This is a genomic window from Akkermansia muciniphila, assembly GCF_018709685.1.
Classification (GTDB): domain Bacteria; phylum Verrucomicrobiota; class Verrucomicrobiia; order Verrucomicrobiales; family Akkermansiaceae; genus Akkermansia; species Akkermansia muciniphila_E.
Genome location: NZ_JABDHQ010000003.1, coordinates 88,466 through 109,220, shown reverse-complemented (window position 1 = coordinate 109,220; position 20,755 = coordinate 88,466). Strand labels below are relative to the sequence as shown.

The window sequence follows — 20,755 nt, the reverse complement described above, 5'->3', positions numbered from 1 at the left end:
GGCAGGGAGGCGGAGGCCCCGGAAAATATTTTCTTTCATGTGCAGGAAAATAGTTGCCAATCCGCCGCCGCTGTGCATAATAAGCCCCGTTCTTACCAAACCATGTGCGCTCGTGGCGGAATTGGTAGACGCGCTAGATTCAGGTTCTAGTGGAGGCAACTCTGTGAAGGTTCGAGTCCTTTCGGGCGCACCATATAACCCCTTTTAAGTTAACAGCTTGGAAGGGGTTACTTGTTTTTAGGAGAGAGAAGCCAAAAATCTTATTTTTTGACGAACTGGGGGACATTCAGGGGACATCCTTGTTATCGAAAAGCATTGTAAAATAAGAAGAAAATGCTCTTTCTTCTAGATGGAAGTCTACACTAATGTAGCCCTCTCGAACACATGACATACCCCGGGTATCCATGTGGCTTGGACACTCGGGAACCAACATGACGGAAAAGCACTACCGGGAAGGCATTCGTGCTGCCGAAGGCGAAGCATGGTTCCATGTATTTCCGGAACAAAAGACGAAATCAATCCGTGCTTTAATGCAGGAATAACCCGCAAAACCGGGCGATGAGGATGCCGCCTTCGAGAACTCGATAACATTGTCTGGTTGTTGCTCCTTCTGAGCCTGCTGTGCCTTCCATTCCTCGTACGGAACAAGCTTGCCTGTCTGCGGATCGCGCTTGAACGAATTGGCTCGTACGTTCTTCCTGGCCTGAAGGCGTACGCCCCGGTTGAGACCTTCGATGAGGGTGGGGCTCATTCCGGGCATGTCGATGGGCAGTTCGACCTCTGCGGCCGTGTTCGGGTCTTTCCTGGAGCCGGGCAGCTTGAGCTTGATTTTGCCCATCTCGGACTTCGGATCTTTGCGGGTGAGGTATTTGGCGGTGGCAACGGCTCCCGTTGCGAGGGCGCCGGCTCCCAGCAGGCCAAGCAGGATGTTGAGATTTCTGGAGTTGGAGGCTGCTAATGAATTGGCCTTGTCTATAGAAGTGGCCCAAGTAGTGCGCTGTATCATAACGCTACGCGTATGATACAGCGCACTACTTGGTAAGGGGAGAAAAATTATTTTGGATTGGAATGAACCCTGTATTTCTCATAATGACTCATATATAATACATATTTCTTGTTTTTGCTTACTATATGATACATATTTTTCTCATGAAAACCACATCCCCATTGCCGGGGCCAGTGAAAGCGGCGCTCAAGAAATTGGGGGCGGACATCAGCGATGCCCGTAAGAGGCGGCGTATTCCTACGACACTGATGGCTGAACGGGCATTCATTTCTCGTTCAACACTGGGGCGTGTCGAAAAGGGCGACCCCGGCGTAGCCTTGGGCAACTATGCCGCCGTCCTGTTCGTACTGGGGCTGACCGATAGGCTCAAAAACCTCGTCGATGCCAATAATGACCCCGTGGGCCGAGCTCTTGAAGAAGAACGCTTGCCCAAACGTATCCACCTTCCCAAGAACCCATGAGTTATACTCCCATCGACGTATTCATTGACCTGCCTTACTCCCCGGGGCCTGTACAAGCAGGCAGGCTGTGGTCGCACTTTCGCAAGGGCCGGGAATCAGCCTCTTTCGAGTACAACAGGGAATGGCTTGCAAATCCGTACAGATTTGCGCTGGAACCACTCCTGCCTCTGGCTGACGGCACCTTTCATACCACTCCCGGTCAAAGCGTATTCGGTGCGATTGGCGACTCCACACCTGACAGATGGGGGCGTATTCTGATGCGGCGGGCTGAACTGGCACGAGCACGAACAGCCAATGAAAGCCCCCATACGCTCTCCGAACTGGACTACCTGCTCAGGGTGAATGACGAGGCAAGGCAGGGAGCGTTGCGCTTTTCACAGGATGGAGGACAATCGTTCTGCGCCCCTCCGGGTGCGACGCCAATCCCGCCTCTGGTCAACCTGTCCCGTCTGCTGCATGCCGCTGATCATTTCTGCCGGGACGATGAAAATGCCGAAGACCTGCGGTTGCTCCTCGCTCCCGGTTCTTCCCTTGGTGGAGCTCGTCCGAAGGCATCGGTAAAAGACAAGAAGGGGAACCTCTGCATTGCCAAGTTTCCCCGGCACGATGATGAATACAACGTCGTTGCATGGGAAGCCGTCGCTTTGACTCTGGCTTCCAAAGCCGGGCTTCAAGTCCCGCGCTTCGAACTGGAAAAAATAGCCGACAAGGATGTTCTGATCGTCTGGCGTTTTGATCGCACCCGGGAACAGCGACGAATCTCCTACCTGTCGGCCATGAGCATGTTGGGAGCCAGGGATAACGAGCAGCACAGTTATCTTGAAATCGTGGATGCCATACGCCAGTACGGCGCTGCGCCCAGGCAAGACTTGCGCCAATTATGGCAGCGGATCGCCTTCAGCATCATGATTTCCAACACGGATGACCATCTTCGGAATCACGGATTCCTTCAGACCGGGGGAACAGGGTGGTCTCTATCGCCACTGTTTGACGTAAACCCCACTCCCATGGATATACGCCCTCGCTACCTCAATACGGCTATCGACTGGGAAGATACATCCGCCTCTCTGGATGTCCTCCGCAGTATTGCTCCCGAATGCGGAATCAAGACCTCTGAAACGAATGACCTGTTGGAACCGATTGCCCGGGCAGTCAGCCAGTGGCGACATGCGGCAGAATTATTCGGTATCAGCAAACAGGAACAAGATCGCATGGTATCAGCCTTCGAACATAAAGATGGTTATGCTGCGGTATTAACGTAGGAATCTTGTCAGTATAATTGTCCCTGCCCCCGTGAATGTAGTATCAAGATGTACCAGAATTTCGGCGTAGATTTCGTTGCGATAGTTAACAGATTGTCCTTCTCAGGTTGGCAAGGATATTGTAAAAATAAGTATGCTAATTACGGATAAATTTTCGTCCAATACAATTGAAGAGATCGCCAAAATATTGGGCGAAGCTTTGACGGGAGGAGAAATTGCCCGGTTTCTTCGGGAAAGTAACATTACAGAGATTAATTGCTTGAGTACGACCAAGTGGCGCAGGTTAAATGCCAGTTTTCTTGGAAGTCAGATTTCCTTACAAAATGCCTCGGCTATTTGCAGCTGTATTGAGAATATTTTGAGTCCAATACGCTTTGTATCCAGACAGGATAATTTCGAGGAATACCAAAAAGCAATTAATGTTGTATTAGCCTTTGAAGGGCTCATGCTTTCTTTGGAAGGAAGGCTATCGCCAAGGCCAAAGGTAGCAACATTGACAGAAGCACAGAGACGAGAAAAAAGACTCCATGAAAAACTGGTTCAACGTGGGGCTCATGACAATGTATTCAAGTATTGCCGTGCGGAGCTTCTTGAAGAAAACTATTTTCATTCAATTTTTGAAGCAGCCAAAAGCATTTTTGACCGCTTACGCGAATTGACAGGATTAGAACAAGATGGAGCGAAGCTTATAGACACTGTATTTAGCATTGATCGCCCTCTTCTTGTGATCAATGGATTATGTACAGATAGCGAAAAATCCGAGCATAAAGGCTTTGCTACCCTTTTAAAGGAAATCTACGGAACATTCAGAAACCCTTTTGCCCATGCGGCAAAAATTAAATGGGCGACAAGCGAAACAGATGCTCTCGATATTCTGAGCACGATTTCTTTTGTTCATAGGAGACTAGATGAGGCACAGAAAACATGTTTTGCCTCCATCTCGTAAATCCGGAATCTTCATATGGCAGCTAAAAAACAGCCCGACTTCATGATGAAGGAGAGCTGCTAAATGAAGGCATTCATTTACAGTTGCCTTCCAGTGCTCTGACGATAGCAAGAGCACCTCGCTTGTACACGGTCACGGCCAACAGCTCTCCGTCGCGGAAGACGGCCCAGAAGCGGGTACCCTTGTACTTTTCAATCGTCAGCATCAGGCAAAGTCCTCCTTTCCGGGATGATGGCGGGACTTGAGCAGATGTCTCAGTACGGCCCCGATATTGGCTTCATACATGTCCCGTGTGTGCTTGTTGCAGGCTATGACATACAGGCACCGGGCATCAAGGATGTCGATGCCTTCACCACAGAGCCGGATGCAGCTTTCCAGTGTATCCAGTTCCGTCTCCGGAATCGGCGAATCCAGCAGGGTGCTTTCGTCGTCGTCCAGAGACTTCTGCTGTTCTTCCGTCAGTTCCGGGAGATTCGCCAGAGCCGTCATGGACGGCCCGTGAATCGTCAGCTTGTTCAACCTCAGCGAAGGATCATGCTGATGTCTGCTGTAAAGCGACACCACCTTCTCGATCCGGGCCAGTAGCTCCTCGTCCAGTGCCAGATACACGTACGGAGCGTCCGTATCGTATCCGCTCGTGGAGCGCAGTTGCGCGATGATGGGCATCGTCTTCATGTCTCGTTTTCTTCCTTTCCTGTCAGAGTTACTTGTGGAAGAAGGCGATGACGCCCAGGATCAACAGCACGGCGAGCAGGTACGGAGCTACGGCCACCAGAGCCGACAGGATGCCGACGACGACAGGCCCCAACAGACACAGCAGTACGAGCACTACCAGGGCGATCATGATGACTTTCATGTTCATGGCCGTGCCTCATGCGGGAACTCTTGTCCGGGATGATCGACGAACCGGAGCGGCAGCGGACACCCATTGCCTGAGCGCCTGCCGTCCGGCATAGGTAATCAGCCAGCAGTCGGGACGAAGCAGGAATTCCTCTTCCTTCGTACGGATGATGAACTCCCTCCCGGCCAAACCACGGACGGCATGCCTGACGCTCTCCTGCTCAATGCCACGACATTCCGCCATGATTTCCTCGTCACTGCGTTCAAAGTCGCCGTGAAGGTACAGGAGAATGGACAGTTCCAGCCCGGTCAGCGATGGAGTCCGTCCCATACGTTTCAAGCTCAGATGATGTTTTCTTTTCATGGTCGTCTCAGGTCAGTTGTTCAGGGCGTAGCTGTCGGCCAGATCCCAGAGCTCCCGGTTCAGGCGCGTATTGCCGTCAATACCGTTGAGAGCCCGCAGGGAACGGCGGCGATAAGCACCTTCCTTCTGGGGCTTCAAGGGAACGCCTCCCCGGATCAGGCTTTCCTGAACCCGGTTGAAGCACTGCCAGACGGTAGCCGGTCCTCCCGCTGTAAAGCCGATGTCGTTCCAACGCCGGGGCGACAGAAGGGCTTCAGGACGTATCCTGTCTTCGTAGTCGTCTCCCAGGCGCAGCCGGGCCGCTTCATGAACAAAGTTCACCTGTCGCCTGTAGGGGAGTTCCACTCCCTGCATGCGGCGAATGTCGTCCATGATACGGGGCGTTTCGGAGGCCAACTGAAGACTGGCCGCAATCACCTCGTCTCCGGTATGGCCCATATGGCGGATGTTGATCGCGGCAATACGTGCCCCGACAATCAGACCGTTGGTACAGACCAGCCGGAAGATGCCTGCCATGAGCTGGTAGGAGCAGCTGCCGTTGTGACTGTTGATCATGACCACTTCGATGCGCTGCTCACGGTTGTGTTCCAGCACATCCCGGTGAGCGAAGCGAATCAGGTGCTTGCGGGTGGGAGTGCCGTCAGGTTTCCGGGTGCGTTGTTCCTGGGCTCCAACGACGAGGAACCCGGCTTCTTCCATCTGGTCGAGCAGGGAGTCGGAGGAAACGAAGCGGTATTTCTTCGAACGGCTGTCATCTTCACGGTCGGCAAAGACGGAGGGTGCGACACGCCGGACCTGGTTTCTGTCCAGCGGGCTGTTGTCGCGGTTGCGATAGAGTTCGCGTGTGGATGTATGAGTATTCATGTTCATTGATGATTGGTTTGTTGCAACAAAAAGCCCGCCTCCCGGAACAAAGCCGGGAGGCGAGCACTGGCAGGAAGCAGAGAATCTACTTCCTCATGGATATATGACGCGGGGAGAGAGAAAATTTCCAGACACACATCCTAGCTTTAAAATTAATGGAATAGATTGATTCGATTAATGAGCCAAATGTATGTAATTATAAAAAAATCCGCTCTAACACTTGAAATGGTAAAAACTGATATTAATTCAACGTATAAAAGTCCTATAATGGAACAAGACAGAAGTATGATGTAATGGATTGCAAACAAATCTTTGATCAGTACGGCGGAATGAGAACCAAGCAGATGGCCACCGAGAAAATCTCCTATTGGAGGCGTCAGTAACTAATTGGTGATGACTATATCGAAAATATCTGCACAGATTATTATCAATGGACCAATCCTGAAGATGTATAAGGAAATATTCAATAAATCTATTCATGACTACCTCCCCGGTTCGGAAAAGAACATCGCCAAGTTGCTGGAATATCCCGAACTTGTGCGTGTCAAAAAATAGTCAAAAAATTGATAGAAATCTGTTTGTAATGAATGATATCTCTATTTCCGTTCTTGCAAATCTGAAAAACAAGTCCATGCCATCCTGCATGGCCCCTTTGTTCGTAGATCTCAATCCATTTTTCTCTTCCTTTGGCTATTTTCCTTGTTCCTTTCTACTTTTAAAGTTGAAACGATGTCTATCTCTCACACTGTACTAGAGATGAGCTATTAGGACATGTATGCGACTTTCGGGCTTCCAACCGCTCGGTTACATTATTGCTATAAAAAAGGTCGAAAAGTGGTATTCTTCAAAGGCAAGTACCTTGTGCTACTCCTTCATTTATGCAAGACTGCACTCCATGAAGGCCAATGCCGAAAATCTATTGTCTCTCCTGAAAGGCCCTAGGCAATTTGTCATTCCAATTTACCAGAGAACTTACTGTTGGACTATTGCACAGTGTCAGCAATTACTTCAGGATATCTTGAGAATTAGCAAGGATGATTCTGTGAATGGTCACTTCATCGGCTCTGTCGTCCATTTTCAGCATAGTATCACAACAATCTGCGATGTACCGGAACTTCTTGTTATCGATGGGCAACAACGTTTGACAACAATTTCATTGCTGGTTCTCGCTCTTTCCGAATTTTTGGAACACACTCCTGGCTTGGAAATTGATACAACACCTATAAAACTGCGAAATTACTATCTTCTCAATAATGAGGAGACAGGAGAAAAACGTTTCAAATTACTGCTGACTCAGGGAGACAAGACGGCTTTTTGTTCTTTGGTCGGAGGCACCCAATTGCCTGAGAATGCTCTCAGTAGAATCGTAGAAAATTACAAGTTTTTCCAAGGGAAAATAACACATGAAAACGTCAGGGACATTTATGATGGAATGATGAGACTTTTTGTCGTCGATGTTGCTTTAGAACGGGAAAAAGATGATCCCCAGTTGATTTTCGAAAGTATGAACAGTACTGGGTTGGCCTTGTCCCAGACGGATTTGATCCGTAACTATGTCTTGATGAGGCTACCTGTTGACCAGCAAACCAGATTGTATGAAAAGTATTGGTTCCCGATGGAACAGAGTTACGGAAACGAATATGAGCTTCTGTTCAACAGTTTCATGCGTGATTATTTGACTTTCAAACAAAAGGAAATTCCCCGTAAGGATGGCGTATATGAAGCATTCAAAAATTATGTCCATACACGAGGGCTGAGTATAGAAGAAATCATTGCTGATATTTTTGAATTCTCGTCTTATTACTGCAAGATGACTCTTCATAAAGAGACAGACAAAAAGCTGAATGAAGCTTTCTTTCGTCTTTCCCAGCTGAAAGTGGATGTATGTCATCCTTTCCTGCTTCCTGTCTACCGAGATTATGCGCACCAAACCATATCTGCTGATGATTTTCTCTCTATCGTCTATCGAGTAGAAAGCTATGTTTTCCGCCGTGCTGTGTGTGGTATCCCTACAAACAGCCTGAACAAGACGTTCATGTTACTTTACCACCAGATCAATCCCGAAAATTACATGGAAAGTCTGGATGCAGCTCTTATTCTTGCGGACAATTATAAACGTTTCCCCACAGACCGGGAATTCATGGCTGCCCTGACGTCTAAAGACGTTTACAATTTCCCGAGACGAAATTATTTACTGACCATACTCGAAAATAAAGACAGAAAGGAACAGATCCATATTGGGGATTATACGATCGAGCATATTATGCCCCAAAGCGCCAATCTTTCTTCTGAGTGGCAAACCATGCTGGGAGACCAATGGCAGGAACTTCATGAAAAATATCTTCACAATCTGGGTAACCTGACATTGACTGGCTACAACTCCGAACTGAGCAATCGCTCTTTCAGCGAAAAGAAGAAAATGACGGGAGGATTCAATGATTCTCCTTTGCGCCTTAATGAATACCCACGCCAGGCAAATAGTTGGGGGGCAGAAGAAATTGAGACTCGAGCACAACTCTTGGCTCAAAAAGCTTGTCAAATCTGGACACGCCCCTACCTCCCACAGGAAATCCTCGACTCCTATAAGAAAAAATCATCTTCAGAGCCTTCCCTGTATAGTATGGAAACCTATGATTGGAGTCCGGACATGCTGGAGCTGTTTCATGTTGTAAGAAAGAGGATCCTTAATCTTGATCCTTCCGTCAGGGAAGTATTCCTCAAGCTTTATGTCGCCTATAAAGTTCAGACCAACTTTGTTGACATCATTCCCCAAAAGCGTTCTCTAAGACTCTCCATCAATCTTCCCTTTGATGAAGTCGTTGACCCGGAGGGAATCTGCCGAAATGTCAAGGATCTGGGACGATGGGGCAATGGAGAAGTAGAAATAATGATGAAGGATACTTCCCGCCTTGAGAACATTATGGAGGTTATTCAGCAAGCCTTGAATAGACAAATAGAAAATTAAAATTGTATATCAATAGAAATTTTTTCTTGTAGATTCCAGTTTAGAAAGTAAAAGATCGCATCTTTTGCAATCACCATCTTCCTTAAGAAAATGGTGAGCTATTTTGTGGCAATTCGGGCATAGAGTAACAAGATCGTCAAGTGTATTTATCTCTTCTTTTTCATAATCCGAGAGTGGCTCTAGATGATGCGCTTCCACGATCTTATTATGATAATGGAACCCACACGATCGACAAGTATGGTGATCCCTTTCTTTTGCCTGCTGAGCCAGTTTATAATTTCGCTCACTGACCAGAGTTTTCTTTTCTTTCTTTCCCCCCTCCAGAACGGCCATTTCTACTTCCATTTCGGGGCTTATTTTTTCTTCTATCTGACCCCTTTCGGTAGACGTCCATTGTATTTCACGCAAAATTTCCTTTATATCATCGTGCAAAGCATACCTCTGCTTTCGTGACCACTTTCCATCCAGAGGCTTAAAAGGGCGCACAGAATGAGATTTTCCCTCTTTATCTGAAGTAAGTTCATTTGACATTTGCCCGATGCTGTCATCAAAATCCTTTGCGGTTTCAATTCCTTCTCGTGAGCAAAAATGAACCTTAAAATCTTCCTTGGTCAAAGTTCCATCCATGCCTACATAGGAAATAAACGCATCCAATATTAATGCGGCTATTCCTGGTTTTTCAGACCCCAAGGAATTCTTCCAGTTGAGCAAATTGTCTTTCTTACTATTTTCTTCTTTCATTGCCTTATGCTTTATGATCATTCCACAATAGACTTCAACACAGCATCACGGGCATCCGCATAAAACTGAATATCTACCTTGGTCGCCATATCATCCGACAAGTCAAATAGCTGTCTTCGGCATGAAACTGGCATCAGAATAGATGCTGCTCCTTTCTCAACAGCCATTTCTACAACTGTCACAGGATTGAATATTTCTTCAATGGATCCACCCAAATTTATTTCTCCTACAATAACAAGGCCTCCCTTAATGCTCTTTTTCAGCAGAGTACTGACCATGCCGATCAAAACGGAGACGCCCAATTTGGCTCCTGCGCGTGAAGCGTCAAAAGCCCGAAGCTGAATGCTGAATTCGTGCTCACGAGGATCCCGGTCGCCGACAAGCTGCATGGCCCGCGCGTAAAGGTTTTGTTGCGCATACCGAACGCTTTCTTTAAAGGCAGGTGGTGCCGGAGTATTCAGAATTTTTACATGACTCCCAGGTCCTTCATTAATTTCCACCCTATAAAGGCCACAATTTTCATCCTGTCCACCGGGAGACAAAGTCCAAACCTGGCCTGGTTCCAATGGATCCGTTCCGATGCGATTTTCACTATGCAATTCGGGAGTACCTACGAATTGTTCCACTCCGTCATTACCCAGTGTATAGCTGAAATGCGTGTTCCTGAATTCCGCAGCGCCTATTTTTTTCTGCTGTTCCTTCACCCGTCGCCTGGATTCCAACGCAAGGCGAACAGCCCATTCCAGGTCTTCATCCGACACTGGGGTAGAAGGATCGGGATACATCAGCTTCAATAAGCCACTCACTGTCTTGTGGACGGCTGTCGTATCCCGTCCGGAAAGGGCGCCGCCAAACTGCATTCTTCCCTGCAACACATTCACACGGCTTTGCATACGAAGTTGATTCCAGCATTCCGAAAGAAAATCGCATACCAATCCAAAGTGGTCGGTCAACAATTCTTTTTTAATTTTGGGGACGTCCCAGCCCGGCAAATAACAGTGAATACGATCCATGAACGCCGTGTCGTCGCGCATCTCGGGAGGCAGCGGACCAAATAAATGGCCTACCCGCTGTTGATGTTCGACATCGACATCAAAATTGCCCACCAACACAATGCTCCCTTCGGCCCGGATACTTTCCTTGCCTCGGCTAAATTCTCCGGATTCCATGTATCCTTTCATCATGTTGACGCCTTCCTTTTGGTCGAAGGAGACACCGGAAACTTCATCAAAACACACGACGTCATACTGACAAACAAGCCCTTTGGCCCCATTCGAGTTATTGACGAACATTTTGGCTACAGTCGTCTTGCCTCCGGAGACCAGATGGGAATAGGGAGAAGTCTGTTGGAAAAGATGGCTCTTGCCTGTTCCCCTCGGTCCCAGTTCCACCATATTGTAATTGCGCTCCACAAAAGGAATCATCCGCAAGAAAAAGGCGTTCTTCTGTCTTTCATTCAGGAATGTCGGTTCCATACCGATGGAGCGAAGCATGAAATCCTTCCATTCTTCAGAATTGAAGGCTTCTCTGGCTTGGGCGAGAACTTTAAGCACATCCCTCTGGGAAAGCTGAACCGGCCGCAAATCCACAACGCCAAAAGGCTTCCCTCCCCGTTCCTGCGCGATGAAGGCATCGTATTCCAGCGTTATTTCCGCATAAAAGCCTCCGGTCAGCATGCGTTCATGTTTCCCGACCAATTCGCCGGATATGCGTACAGAATTCAACCCTACGCTTGGCAGTTCCGCCAGGTATTCATCATTAACCAGCCGGGCTTTGATTATATCCAGCAATTTGATCTGTCCGGCCTCCTTGGCGCGGTGTTTGAAAAGTTCTTCCTCCCCGGCCTTGACTGTCCTGTCTTTCAACTGTCTTTGTACGATAGCCAGCCCTTCTTCAATCTCTTTCTGATCCGTACTGGCACAATAACGCCCCAACAGGAATTCCACGACATAGGTGGGTACGGGAAATTGCCGACTGAATGTCCTGACCAGATCTTTTCTGACAATGCTTCCGTCCAGAACAGCCGCCGCCTTCTTATCCAATGCATCCATATTCATCTGTTATCTTTCTCCAATACGTGTTGATGCCTGCAATAGCAAATTCCCATTCTGGTCCAAAATAACGATATAAGCTTCCTCCCCCAGAGTATCTTCATTTTCAATCAATAATTTTTGAGGCTGATCCGGAGCCAGTTGTTTTGGAGAAACAGCCAGGCTCGTTGTGTTCTTTGCGGGAGAACGTCGAATATCAACGATCATGGAAGTGTCTCCACCCTCTATGTCAATGACACAGCGCAGCCCTTTCCAAACGATGCCCTGAATGGAAACGTGGTTTACCGTTGCGCGGGAGGCTTGCGCATTTTTCACTGTAAGCACGGGAATAATGCATTCCTGAAGGCTCATCCCCCCGTGGCAATATTCCATGCCGGCCCGGTAACAGGCCACTCCCGCCGCAATCGTAAACCGGCATTGACCATTCCAGAACCAGGAATAGCTTTGATGGTCACCCCATATGGCGGATTCTTTCGGCAAGGCGCACCGCCCCCATTTCCCCTCTACCAGGCAGGCGGGGAGTTCTACCTTGGGAAATCCCCCCGGTATCAACAGCCAGCCGTGATCCGTCACTACTCTGATAACAGAATATTTCCGGGATAGCGTGAGAATATCATCCACCATTTCATCAATGATACCCGGCAAGTGCTTGGCAAGACGGATTCCCTTGGCATGGCCTTCGTGGTCGATATTGCCCAACTCCATCCATCTGCACAAAGTGGTTTCCTGCGCTTGTTCAAGAATCCTGTTCAATACACCCCCCTTAAGAGATTGTCCCGTTTTCTGAATTCTGGGGCAGAAGTCCTTTTCATCCGCGTCTCCTTCCAGCTGGGAGGCAACTGGAGATACGGCAGGCTTGCCCGTAGCCGTGAGGCTGGGCAATGCGCTGTAGACGGAAGTAAGAGCGACGTCCAATCCTCGTTCCTGCAGCTTCCCGAATACTTCTCGAGCGATATCGTACCGGAGCCCATCTACAAAAATCCTGCATTCTTCCGGGAACGAAACCAGTTCGGTACAAATGGTTTCCGGATAGGGAGATTCCGAAGCCAGCTTTTGCATCCGCCGCGCAGCCGTGTCCAGCCAGGGCAAATACAACACCCTGAGCACAGTATGCACGGGTTCATTCAATTCCTGTAATTCACACACCATTTGCATGACGGCAAGGGCCGCCTTGTCCGCTTTCCAGCCCTCTTGCTCATAATGGTGTCTCAGTGAGTCCCAATTGGCAGCGGAGCCGCTTTTCTCCGTTGCCAGAACCAGATGGTAGAGTTGTTCCAACAGACGCACCCATGGGCATTCTCCAGCGGCGGTCCACGGAGAAACCATTCTGCAAGAGTGTCTTTCATATTCGGACCGGATGAGCTTTTGCATTTCTCCGGCTGTCATGTTTTTCATGGCCGCCAGAGCTTCCTTCAGGCCCTTTTCCTCATGGTCATTCCACGCAAGCCAGCAAAATTTTGTTTCCACCGGATCAAACAAACCGAATTCGGGCAATTCCGTCCGGCGGAGCAGGGAGGGAATATTGCCATACCGGGAAGGATTTTCCATAAACCTTTCCCACGTCTGCCTCCATATATCCGAATCCTGTGCCTGCAAGTGCGCTGCGGCTTCCAGCATTCCCCGTTCTTCCGGGTCAAACCGGTAAGTTCCCTTGCACAATTCCAGAAAAGATTTCCAATGAGCCTCACCTTTATTTTTCAGGGCATTTTCGCCGTCGTTAAGCCATTGGAGCATTTCACGAACGGGATCCCCTCCTATGATTTGCCTGTTCAACCATTCGGCATCAAGGATGAAACCCTGTATTTCCTGCACATCCTTGTCCAGCAGAACGGGCAATGCCGACTTGAGGGCCTGGCGCGTCGCATTGCTTCGATCAACTTGAAGGTTGAGCCCCCTTCTGGCTGTGGTCATCCAGGCTAGCAACGTCCAGTCTTTTGCGCTTTCCTGGCTCCAAAAGACACCCCGGTACTGGAGCTCAGCCAAAGGCTGCAGGAGGCGGGGGCAATTCTCCACTGCACGCAGGGACGAGCGGGACACGCCGGGAAGATACAGAACGGGTATGTGTTCCTTTCTTCCTTCATGGTGCCCTTGAAGGGCGCATCTCAACCAAATGGCGGGGCCCTGCCTGCCATCCGGCTCATAATCACCCAGTACAAACAATTCCGGAATGCTTGCCAGAAGAGAGGGGATGATCGGTTCCCACTGACGTTCTTCATCCGTCCACAGGATGCAACAGGGGGCTTCCTGTATCTCGGAGTTGTACTGCCCCGCCTTGCGGAGCGAAGAAATGAAAGCTTTTCGGAACGTCATGGCTTTATTCATGCTTGTGATCTTCGTTTCTCATCCAGAGTCAGATGGTGATCATTGATACGATCCCCCTGGTGCAGACAAAACCAGGGCGCAGTAGGCACATCCTTGCCTCTGTCCTTGTCCCATTTGATGTTGGGCTTGTCCCGCAGGACTCCGGCTCCCTTTTTGCCGACACTGTCCACCGAGAGCCAGGGGCGGATATTGAGACGCACTCCGTCGTTCAGGTCGGGATTCCAGCCCATCGGTTGCTGGTTCAACGGTTTCCAACGCACAAAAATGTCATAGGGGGCTTCTCCTTCCAGAATGAGTTCCAGTCGGCCTTTCAAGCGAACGGCCGCCTCCAGCTTTTCCTCGGCGCCATCTACTCCCCGGGATTTTTCCGTTTTTTGCTGATCCATCCAATTCCCCAGATAGGTGTAAATGAGAGACTGCAAAAGGCGGTTGTCCAGCTTGTGGTAGTTGACGATGACGGAAAAGCCGTCTTTCAATCCATCCCAAATGTGCCACAGGAACGGGCGGTCTCCAAAAAGCTTGCCGTGCTGGATAAAAAAACTGTCCCGCAACCAGTCTTCCAGAGTCAGGGCTTTGGATCCGGTTGCGGCAATCAGGGAGCGAACCGTTTCACCCGTCCACGCCTCTCCATAGGCGGCTTGAATCAGGTTGTAGAGCCGCTGCGCCGCCGGCAATTCACCCACCATGGAAGGAATGGGGACGATGCCGTCATGATCGGCAAACCGGTCCAAGGGTCGAACCTGCCTGATCACTTCCCGGCTTTCTTCGCACAATTCCATCGTGTCGTCCTGCTCGGCAGGCCACCGGTACCCCAACAAACGGGCAACGGCCACATGCAAAACGGTAGCGTCATGACGTTTAGGACCAAATGCCGTTCTTTTCGAATCCTCATCCCAAATTACGGAATCACAGGGATGACCGTGAAAAATCCATTGTGTTGGATCATCGGAAAACGGAAGAGGGAGGCCATGCGGGTACTTTTCTTCCGCGACCTTTTGCCAACGCTCCAGATCGAAGGGAACTTTCACCAGGGTGGCATTCGTCACTTTAAGAGCCTGATCTATCTTTCGAACATTTTCGTTATATTCAGGGGAAGAGCAATAGCACCAGATGGCTGGAAGATGTTCATCTTGTTGTGGCAAAACAGTTGCAACATTAGAATCAAAACGAGTTCCCCAAAAAAGGGTTGCAGGCAAGGATCCCATGGATGATAAAGATATTCCTTTTTTTCCTAGTGCAGCTTGTCCTCTTTGATCGGAATTGTGGAGTCTTTCTTTCCGAATCCATTCATCTTCCCTCAAATGACCTTCTTTTTCATCATAAAATACTAAATTTTGGAGACCTCCAAAGAAAGAAGAACTATTTACTGTAGTTTGTTGAAATGACCATAAATCATTTCGATCTATAATTTCCCAAAATACTTTTAAAAAACGGGGCGAATCTCCATTTAATATTCCAGCCAATCCTTGGGCATATTGTTCCAATAACGGCAAATTTCCCATCACTTCCATTGTTACCCGAGAATCCGGATTATCCAGTTGTGTCTGCTGCAAGACGCTCTGAATGGGGAGGAGCTGAAGCATTGCATCCTTGTCTGCCGCTTTTTTCCCAAGTGAGGCGTCCATACCGCGAAGCGGTTGTTCTTTCAGGGATGCTGTTCCATCATGAGGACTTGAAAGTGAAATAAGAATGGCTTGGACAACTTCTCCACTGATTGTTTGGAAAGCCCCCGGTCCCAATTTCGCTACGCTGTTCAAGGCATAATGCTGGAGCAGTTTCTGTCGAAACTTCTTGTAACTTTTCAGGAAAAGCCAGTTCTGCGGGAGCACGATGCACGCCATTCCTCCTTCGGAAGAAGTCCATTTCAGACAACGCTCCAAAAAGACGGTGGCCAGATCCGCCCGGGCTTCCGGGTAATGCTTCGCACACCACTCAGACAAAGCTCGATCCTGCTTGCCGGCGGCGAGATAAGGGACATTGGTGATGACAAGGTCATATTGCTCCCCCAGCATTTTCGCCGCACTGGCCATGGATTTGGCACGGATCGCGGTTTCCCGTCCCTCCTCCGAGTACGTGCGATTCAGTACGGTTTGCAGTAATTGGGCGACATAGTCAAAATCTTCATGGAACAAATCTCGTTCCAGATTTCTGGGATCCAGGAGGCTTCCCAGCAAATCCGCCTGTTCGAACAGTCCGTACAATTTGCGCATGGTTCGGGCGACGTTGGAACGCAGGAGGGGGGTATCTCCTCCCCTATCGACAAGGAGCTCCGAACCTCCAAAAGCGGACACCGCCATCTGGTCGGCCAATTGCATCCATGACTGTTCGTCTACCGGAGGTTTTTGCCCGCAGCAGGCCAGATGAAGCTCCGGCAGAGAGCGGAAACCAGGAGCCGGGGGAAATGTCCAGGCGGCGAAAGCCAAAGCAAATGCCGCAATTTCTACGCAACGCCGATCCAGTTCGAGGCCATAGATGTTTTCCTCGAGAGTCCGGTCAATGGCCCATGTTGCGGGTTCTCCATTCAGAGCGATTCGCATGGAGGCGATCATGTGCAAAGCTGCCGCCAGAAAGTGGCCGGAGCCGCAACACGGATCCATGATGCGCAATTCGCCGATTTCCTTCCCCCAACCTTCCAGTTTCCCATTCATCGGTTCCCACATTCCCTCCTCCGTGCGAATGAAGCGCAAATAGGTCAACGGCAAACCGGGAGCCGCCGCTTTGCTTCTCAGTTCTTCTTCCGAGACGGCCTCCCGCCAGTCCTTTTCCGTCAGACGGCGAAGAGCGAACCAGGCTCCCAGTGAGTTGTCCAACAGGAACTGAACCATGTACGGCTCCGTAAAAAGCTGGGTCACCGGAGAAAGTTCCTTGGCGCCGATGGGCTTTTCGGATTGGTTGACCGTTTCTTTTTGATCCGTTTGCCAGAACTGGTACACCCAGCCCAGGGCATCAGTTGTCCGGAATATGTCCGCTGGCAACTGCAACACTAAATCTTCCAGCGCCTTCTGCTTGTCAGGCGGGAGCTTGATTTCCAAGTCATCTGTCCCAAAAATTTGCGGCAACATGTGGGATGCCAATTTTCCGGCAAGGGCCCATGCATCCGGTTCGTCCAATTCCTGAGCCAATTCCTTGCAGGTTTCCCATGAGACGGGGAGGGAACAGCCTTCATGGGTATAAACCAGCAAATTGTTTTCCAAAAGGAACCGGGAAAACAACATTCGATGCCAGTGATGGTAAGCCAGTTCGTCCAGCAAGCGGTCGACCGGCTGGAATTTTCCTTCCAGGGAGCTTCCCAGCAAGCGTGCATGCTTGCGCAGGTGAATCCTGCAATTTTTTTCTGCGGCAGTCAGATAATCCGGCGCGTTGGCTGCGGAAACGGCGAGCCGCTCCAGCACAATCCGGACAGCCTGCTCAACCAGAGCGCGCCCCTGGCGGACCGTTTTCTCCAGAAGAGACCGTTGCGTATTAGAAAGAAAAGACATAAAATAATAATCATCCGTTAAAGACGAACAGGCCCTGTCGCGAGGGAAGATAAGATGATGGCCCTGGCTTCATTCAACCACTGTTCCGCGTCTTCAGGGGAAGAAATGATTTTGTGAGGAAGAGAAAGCGGATGGGCCTGGGGCGCCAGCAACCGCGCTGCCTCCAGCAGTACGGCCTTATACCTTTCCGGCAAAGCACGAACCCGGTTATCCCAATCAGACAAATCGGATTCCTCCAATACGGATAACACTTGTTCTGGAGTATTGGGCACATCCGGCAAAGACAGACTTCCCTTCTGAGTCAAACCCTGGCGGGCAAGCAGGCTCCCCCGCTTTTCTTCAGAAAGCCCCTGCCATGTTTCATCCAGGGCAAGGCTCTCTTCCCCCTGCTCAATCGCCTCTGAATAAGCAGCAAAATACTTCCCGATTTCAGAAGACAAAAGCCGTGTAAGTTCCAGGGAATAGGAACGCACCGCCTCCGAGTGAAGGAGCAGACTGCGCTCTTGCACCATCGTGGTGCATTGGTTAGCGATTTCCTGGCTGCCAGGCAGGCTGGATGCGTGTTTCAAAAGAGATTGAAGGGTTTTCCATGCCGGTTCTGCCTTCCGTATTTCTTCTCTGCGTTGCTGACATTGGGCAATACATTCCCTCAATTCCGATTTATGGTCCAGTAAACAGGAAAGAAGTTCATTGCCATAAGAAGCGGAAACAGTTCTCAGAAAAGGATGTTGAAGCACTTCCGGGCAAGGAGGTTCCCCACCTGAGGTACGGACAAGCTCATTCAGAGCGGCTTTGAATTCGTCTGCCCGTTCCAGGAGTTTTTGCGGATCGAGATTTTCCATGCCCAGGGATTTCCACAAGGCGGAAATCTCCATTTTTTGTAAAGTCGTGATGGTGATGGATTCACTTTTGAACGATGCCTGCCCCATTTCCCGCCGGTCCATTTCTCTGACGGCTTCCCAGGAACGCCCTGATACGGCCCTGGCCCGAATTTTTCCTGCCAGAAAGAGAAGAACAAGAGCGGAGTCAACAGCATCCCGCGGCCAACCGAACGGGGAAGCTTCAAAGTATTTTCTCACGTCGTGGCCACTACGCTCCTGAGAGAGCCATCTCAAGATGGCTTCGCATACGGGATGTTTGTCCACTTCCTTTCTAAAACCGACAATTTGCAGCGCGTCCTGATCGCCCTTTTTCGCTTTTTCAAAGACTTTGTCCCAGCCTCTGGAGTCCGCAAGACCAAAATGGGGATAAAGCCGGTCCAGAGCAATTTTCAAGGCCGCGACCAATGCCTCACGGAGAGACGATGCGTTCATGATTTCTCCTCCGGCCAGATAGACGTCGGCACGGTCCAGAGACTGCTGAAGAAGCGTTTTGATCGTCTGTTCGGATTCCGCCTTGAGGGATCGCATGGCATTTCTGGCCTCCTGTGCTTCAGGGTCTGCCGAATCGGTACGTATGTTCAAGGTGTCCCGTGCCGCCATGAAATCGCGGATGGCATTGTTTAATTTATCCCGTGATATTTCCGGCAGAAAAACATAAATAGAGGAAAGATCCGGACGTGCCGCCCGGGCCTCCTGCAAGACGGCTTCCTGCCTGGATGTCCACCCGTCCCTGACCATGATATAGATTTTGTCTGCAGCATCACGGGGGAGCTTGGACTGAAAACAATACTCGAAGGAACGCGGGCATTGGGATTCCCCCTGTTTCAGGGGGGGCAGCGACAGATCTTGGAGGTATTGTTCAAGACGAATGCTCCGTTCATTCTGAATACGAGCCGCATCATTGGCTATTTGCTGGCGCTGTTGCGTAAAAACTTCCCGCCACTCCAGGCTTGCTTTTGTCTGGATGCGGTATTCGTCTCCCATTTTCAAGATCCAGGGACAGCCATTCAGCAAGTCCGGCAACTCCTTGCGAATGGCGGAAGAACCCTCAGCCAGATCGGAAACCAGCAAATCCGCGATGGCATTGACATTCGCCCGCACATGAAGTTCCGGAGGAAGCTTGTTAATCAGATAGACGATGGCGCAGGCCCTCGCCATAAGACGACGGGAAGAATCCGGATCGTCTTTTTCCTTCATGATAAATTCATACAGATCCCGCGAAATGGCCTGGGCATTCATCAAATCCGGGGCCATATCAAAGAAAAGAAAATCCGCAGGGACAACCTGGCCCAGTTTCTCATCCAAATTACTTCGCAGAGCCTTGAACACAAGCTTGAGTTGGTTGCGAAGCTGTCCCTGGGCGCCTGTTTGATCCAAAGTCCGGATCAAATAGTCCCACAAGCGCCGCCGTGTAGGCAACATGGGATAATCCTCGACGGCAATACTTTCGTCCTCATGACGGGCAGCCAGAGATGAGCCGGAGAGGTGCCTAGAAATTTCACCGCGAGATTCATTAAGAGTCTGGCGAATCATGGGAACCGCATCCGGTTTCTTCTGTAAAATGACTTTCCGGATAACGGCATCAGCATCAGCATCCGACAATTCTATGCGATTGGGAAAGCGACCGGCTAGCTTTTGCAGGTTGGGTGTGCCGGTAATGGCCGTTTGTCCGCTGCAGATGAACATAATATCCGATCCCAGCTTCGCAGCACATTCCTCCACAATTTCCTGAACGACCATACCGCGATCTGCATGATCACCGATAAATTGCTGAACCTCGTCTAAAATGAACAGTGTAAGCGGTATTCCCGTTTCTGAAGAAAGCACGGTTCGGATCATGTCAATCATCTCATCGTTATTGACATCCTCCTTTTCCTTGTATTCCTCCTTGATCAGTTCACGACATTCTTTGTGGGATCCCAGTTTTCCTCCGGCGCAAACAGACAGGGCTTCATGCAGTTTGGTTGATACCCGCAAATGTTCGATTTCCTTTTCAAAACTTGTGCTTTGGGAAGCCAAACTATTACAAATATCCTCGTACCAACCTTCCTGTTTCAGAAAAAGAGTAAAGCGTGCCTTGGAATAGTCTGCCGGAAGCCCTTTGGATTTCAGAACAAGTTTTAAAAAGGCGAGGCGAACGCTTCCCCTTGCTTCTCCAGTAAGAGTCCCCATGACAACATGGAGGTTTTTCCGCCGGCTTTTAATATCTATTTCCTGAAAGGCATCCTTGATCTCTTGCGGGAGCTGGGACGCTATCTCTCTCGGTTTTCCATACCCCTCCAATTCCCTGTTTTCCCAAAGAACACCGAGCATTTTAAGAAGATGGGATTTGCCTGAACCGAAGAATCCGCTCACCCAGAAAGCGGGTTGCTGCCCCCTCCCCATGTTCGTTAAAAAGGTTTGAAGGATAGAGGTCAGCCCCTTGGCATACTGTCCATCACAGACAAAGGTTTCCAGTTCATAACGAAGGATTTCGTCATTGATGTTATCCACATCGGCAACGCCCTCATTGGCCAGTTTTGTTGCAGCTGGATCCTTAAGATAAATATCGCGATTCTTCATAGAGGAAAGGA

General features: G+C 49.7%; 15 protein-coding genes and 1 tRNA gene. 5 read left to right on the top strand and 11 right to left on the bottom strand.

Features of this window, described 5'->3' with window-relative positions; all coding sequences use genetic code 11:
• The first annotated feature begins 106 nt into the window (after positions 1-106).
• A tRNA-Leu gene (locus HHJ06_RS03215) sits at positions 107-193 on the top strand.
• A gap of 252 nt (positions 194-445) precedes the next feature.
• Here HHJ06_RS03215 and HHJ06_RS03210 read toward each other — a convergent pair.
• The gene (locus HHJ06_RS03210) at positions 446-1,006 is read right to left on the bottom strand and encodes a hypothetical protein (protein WP_215427537.1); all 561 of its coding nucleotides are present in this window, start codon (positions 1,004-1,006) and stop codon (positions 446-448) included.
• Positions 1,007-1,149: 143 nt separating this feature from the next.
• On the opposite strand from HHJ06_RS03210, the gene HHJ06_RS03205 reads away from it, so the two are divergent.
• The 3 genes from HHJ06_RS03205 (at position 1,150) to HHJ06_RS03195 (ending at position 3,675) form a co-directional block, all read left to right on the top strand.
• On the top strand, positions 1,150-1,467 hold the full coding sequence (locus HHJ06_RS03205) for a hypothetical protein (protein WP_215427536.1): 318 nt from the start codon (positions 1,150-1,152) through the stop codon (positions 1,465-1,467).
• Positions 1,464-2,729 carry a type II toxin-antitoxin system HipA family toxin gene (locus HHJ06_RS03200; protein WP_215427535.1) on the top strand — a complete coding sequence of 422 codons (1,266 nt, stop codon included), beginning with the start codon at positions 1,464-1,466 and terminating at the stop codon, positions 2,727-2,729. The genes HHJ06_RS03205 and HHJ06_RS03200 overlap by 4 nt, the downstream gene beginning before the upstream one ends.
• 133 nt (positions 2,730-2,862) lie before the next feature.
• Positions 2,863-3,675, top strand: a complete 813-nt coding sequence (locus HHJ06_RS03195) for a TIGR02391 family protein (RefSeq protein ID WP_215427534.1) — start codon at positions 2,863-2,865, stop codon at positions 3,673-3,675.
• A 73-nt stretch (positions 3,676-3,748) separates the two neighbouring features.
• Here the strand turns inward: HHJ06_RS03195 and HHJ06_RS11825 are convergent, their stop codons facing one another.
• Genes HHJ06_RS11825 through HHJ06_RS03175 form a run of 5 tightly spaced genes read right to left on the bottom strand, consistent with a single transcriptional unit; the run spans position 3,749 to position 5,743 of the window.
• Positions 3,749-3,880 carry a hypothetical protein gene (locus HHJ06_RS11825; RefSeq protein ID WP_286010580.1) on the bottom strand — a complete coding sequence of 44 codons (132 nt, stop codon included), beginning with the start codon at positions 3,878-3,880 and terminating at the stop codon, positions 3,749-3,751.
• On the bottom strand, positions 3,880-4,350 hold the full coding sequence (locus HHJ06_RS03190; RefSeq protein ID WP_215427533.1) for a hypothetical protein: 471 nt from the start codon (positions 4,348-4,350) through the stop codon (positions 3,880-3,882). Before HHJ06_RS03190 ends, HHJ06_RS11825 begins: the two co-directional genes overlap by 1 nt.
• Before the next feature lie 28 nt (positions 4,351-4,378).
• Positions 4,379-4,537 carry a hypothetical protein gene (locus tag HHJ06_RS03185; RefSeq protein WP_215427532.1) on the bottom strand — a complete coding sequence of 53 codons (159 nt, stop codon included), beginning with the start codon at positions 4,535-4,537 and terminating at the stop codon, positions 4,379-4,381.
• A gap of 9 nt (positions 4,538-4,546) precedes the next feature.
• Entirely contained in the window at positions 4,547-4,846 is a 300-nt protein-coding gene (locus HHJ06_RS03180; protein ID WP_215427531.1) for a hypothetical protein, read from the bottom strand.
• Positions 4,847-4,891: 45 nt separating this feature from the next.
• Complete coding sequence (locus HHJ06_RS03175) at positions 4,892-5,743, bottom strand: DUF932 domain-containing protein (protein WP_215427530.1); 852 nt, start codon at positions 5,741-5,743, stop codon at positions 4,892-4,894.
• Between the two features lie 895 nt (positions 5,744-6,638).
• On the opposite strand from HHJ06_RS03175, the gene HHJ06_RS03170 reads away from it, so the two are divergent.
• A complete protein-coding gene (locus tag HHJ06_RS03170; RefSeq protein WP_215427528.1) occupies positions 6,639-8,708 on the top strand; it encodes a DUF262 and DUF1524 domain-containing protein in 2,070 nt (689 codons plus the stop codon).
• Positions 8,709-8,717: 9 nt separating this feature from the next.
• On the opposite strand, the gene HHJ06_RS03165 is transcribed toward HHJ06_RS03170, so the two are convergent.
• Genes HHJ06_RS03165 through brxC form a run of 5 tightly spaced genes read right to left on the bottom strand, consistent with a single transcriptional unit; the run spans position 8,718 to position 20,744 of the window.
• The gene (locus tag HHJ06_RS03165) at positions 8,718-9,470 is read right to left on the bottom strand and encodes an HNH endonuclease (protein WP_215427526.1); all 753 of its coding nucleotides are present in this window, start codon (positions 9,468-9,470) and stop codon (positions 8,718-8,720) included.
• A complete protein-coding gene (gene brxL, locus HHJ06_RS03160) occupies positions 9,467-11,506 on the bottom strand; it encodes a protease Lon-related BREX system protein BrxL (protein ID WP_215427524.1) in 2,040 nt (679 codons plus the stop codon). The genes HHJ06_RS03165 and brxL overlap by 4 nt, the downstream gene beginning before the upstream one ends.
• A 3-nt stretch (positions 11,507-11,509) precedes the next feature.
• Positions 11,510-13,822 (bottom strand): BREX-1 system phosphatase PglZ type B, encoded by a 2,313-nt coding sequence (pglZ, locus tag HHJ06_RS03155; protein WP_215427522.1) that lies wholly within the window; start codon positions 13,820-13,822, stop codon positions 11,510-11,512.
• Positions 13,819-17,301 (bottom strand): Eco57I restriction-modification methylase domain-containing protein, encoded by a 3,483-nt coding sequence (locus HHJ06_RS03150; RefSeq protein ID WP_215427520.1) that lies wholly within the window; start codon positions 17,299-17,301, stop codon positions 13,819-13,821. Before HHJ06_RS03150 ends, pglZ begins: the two co-directional genes overlap by 4 nt.
• Positions 17,302-17,318: 17 nt before the next feature.
• Positions 17,319-20,744, bottom strand: coding sequence for a BREX system P-loop protein BrxC (gene brxC, locus HHJ06_RS03145; RefSeq protein WP_215427518.1), 3,426 nt, complete (start codon positions 20,742-20,744; stop codon positions 17,319-17,321).
• Positions 20,745-20,755 lie beyond the last annotated feature (11 nt).

What these genes read in the sequence shown, in the direction of transcription:
- HHJ06_RS03150 (WP_215427520.1), bottom strand. Translation starts at nt 17,301, where the DNA reads ATGTCTTTTCTTTCTAATACGCAACGGTCTCTTCTGGAGAAAACGGTC.
- HHJ06_RS03210 (WP_215427537.1), bottom strand. Translation starts at nt 1,006, where the DNA reads ATGATACAGCGCACTACTTGGGCCACTTCTATAGACAAGGCCAATTCA.
- HHJ06_RS03165 (WP_215427526.1), bottom strand. Translation starts at nt 9,470, where the DNA reads ATGATCATAAAGCATAAGGCAATGAAAGAAGAAAATAGTAAGAAAGAC.
- HHJ06_RS11825 (WP_286010580.1), bottom strand. Translation starts at nt 3,880, where the DNA reads ATGCTGACGATTGAAAAGTACAAGGGTACCCGCTTCTGGGCCGTCTTC.
- HHJ06_RS03185 (WP_215427532.1), bottom strand. Translation starts at nt 4,537, where the DNA reads ATGAACATGAAAGTCATCATGATCGCCCTGGTAGTGCTCGTACTGCTG.
- HHJ06_RS03170 (WP_215427528.1), top strand. Translation starts at nt 6,639, where the DNA reads ATGAAGGCCAATGCCGAAAATCTATTGTCTCTCCTGAAAGGCCCTAGG.
- brxC (WP_215427518.1), bottom strand. Translation starts at nt 20,744, where the DNA reads ATGAAGAATCGCGATATTTATCTTAAGGATCCAGCTGCAACAAAACTG.
- HHJ06_RS03180 (WP_215427531.1), bottom strand. Translation starts at nt 4,846, where the DNA reads ATGGGACGGACTCCATCGCTGACCGGGCTGGAACTGTCCATTCTCCTG.
- brxL (WP_215427524.1), bottom strand. Translation starts at nt 11,506, where the DNA reads ATGAATATGGATGCATTGGATAAGAAGGCGGCGGCTGTTCTGGACGGA.
- HHJ06_RS03205 (WP_215427536.1), top strand. Translation starts at nt 1,150, where the DNA reads ATGAAAACCACATCCCCATTGCCGGGGCCAGTGAAAGCGGCGCTCAAG.
- HHJ06_RS03195 (WP_215427534.1), top strand. Translation starts at nt 2,863, where the DNA reads ATGCTAATTACGGATAAATTTTCGTCCAATACAATTGAAGAGATCGCC.
- pglZ (WP_215427522.1), bottom strand. Translation starts at nt 13,822, where the DNA reads ATGAATAAAGCCATGACGTTCCGAAAAGCTTTCATTTCTTCGCTCCGC.
- HHJ06_RS03200 (WP_215427535.1), top strand. Translation starts at nt 1,464, where the DNA reads ATGAGTTATACTCCCATCGACGTATTCATTGACCTGCCTTACTCCCCG.
- HHJ06_RS03175 (WP_215427530.1), bottom strand. Translation starts at nt 5,743, where the DNA reads ATGAATACTCATACATCCACACGCGAACTCTATCGCAACCGCGACAAC.
- HHJ06_RS03190 (WP_215427533.1), bottom strand. Translation starts at nt 4,350, where the DNA reads ATGAAGACGATGCCCATCATCGCGCAACTGCGCTCCACGAGCGGATAC.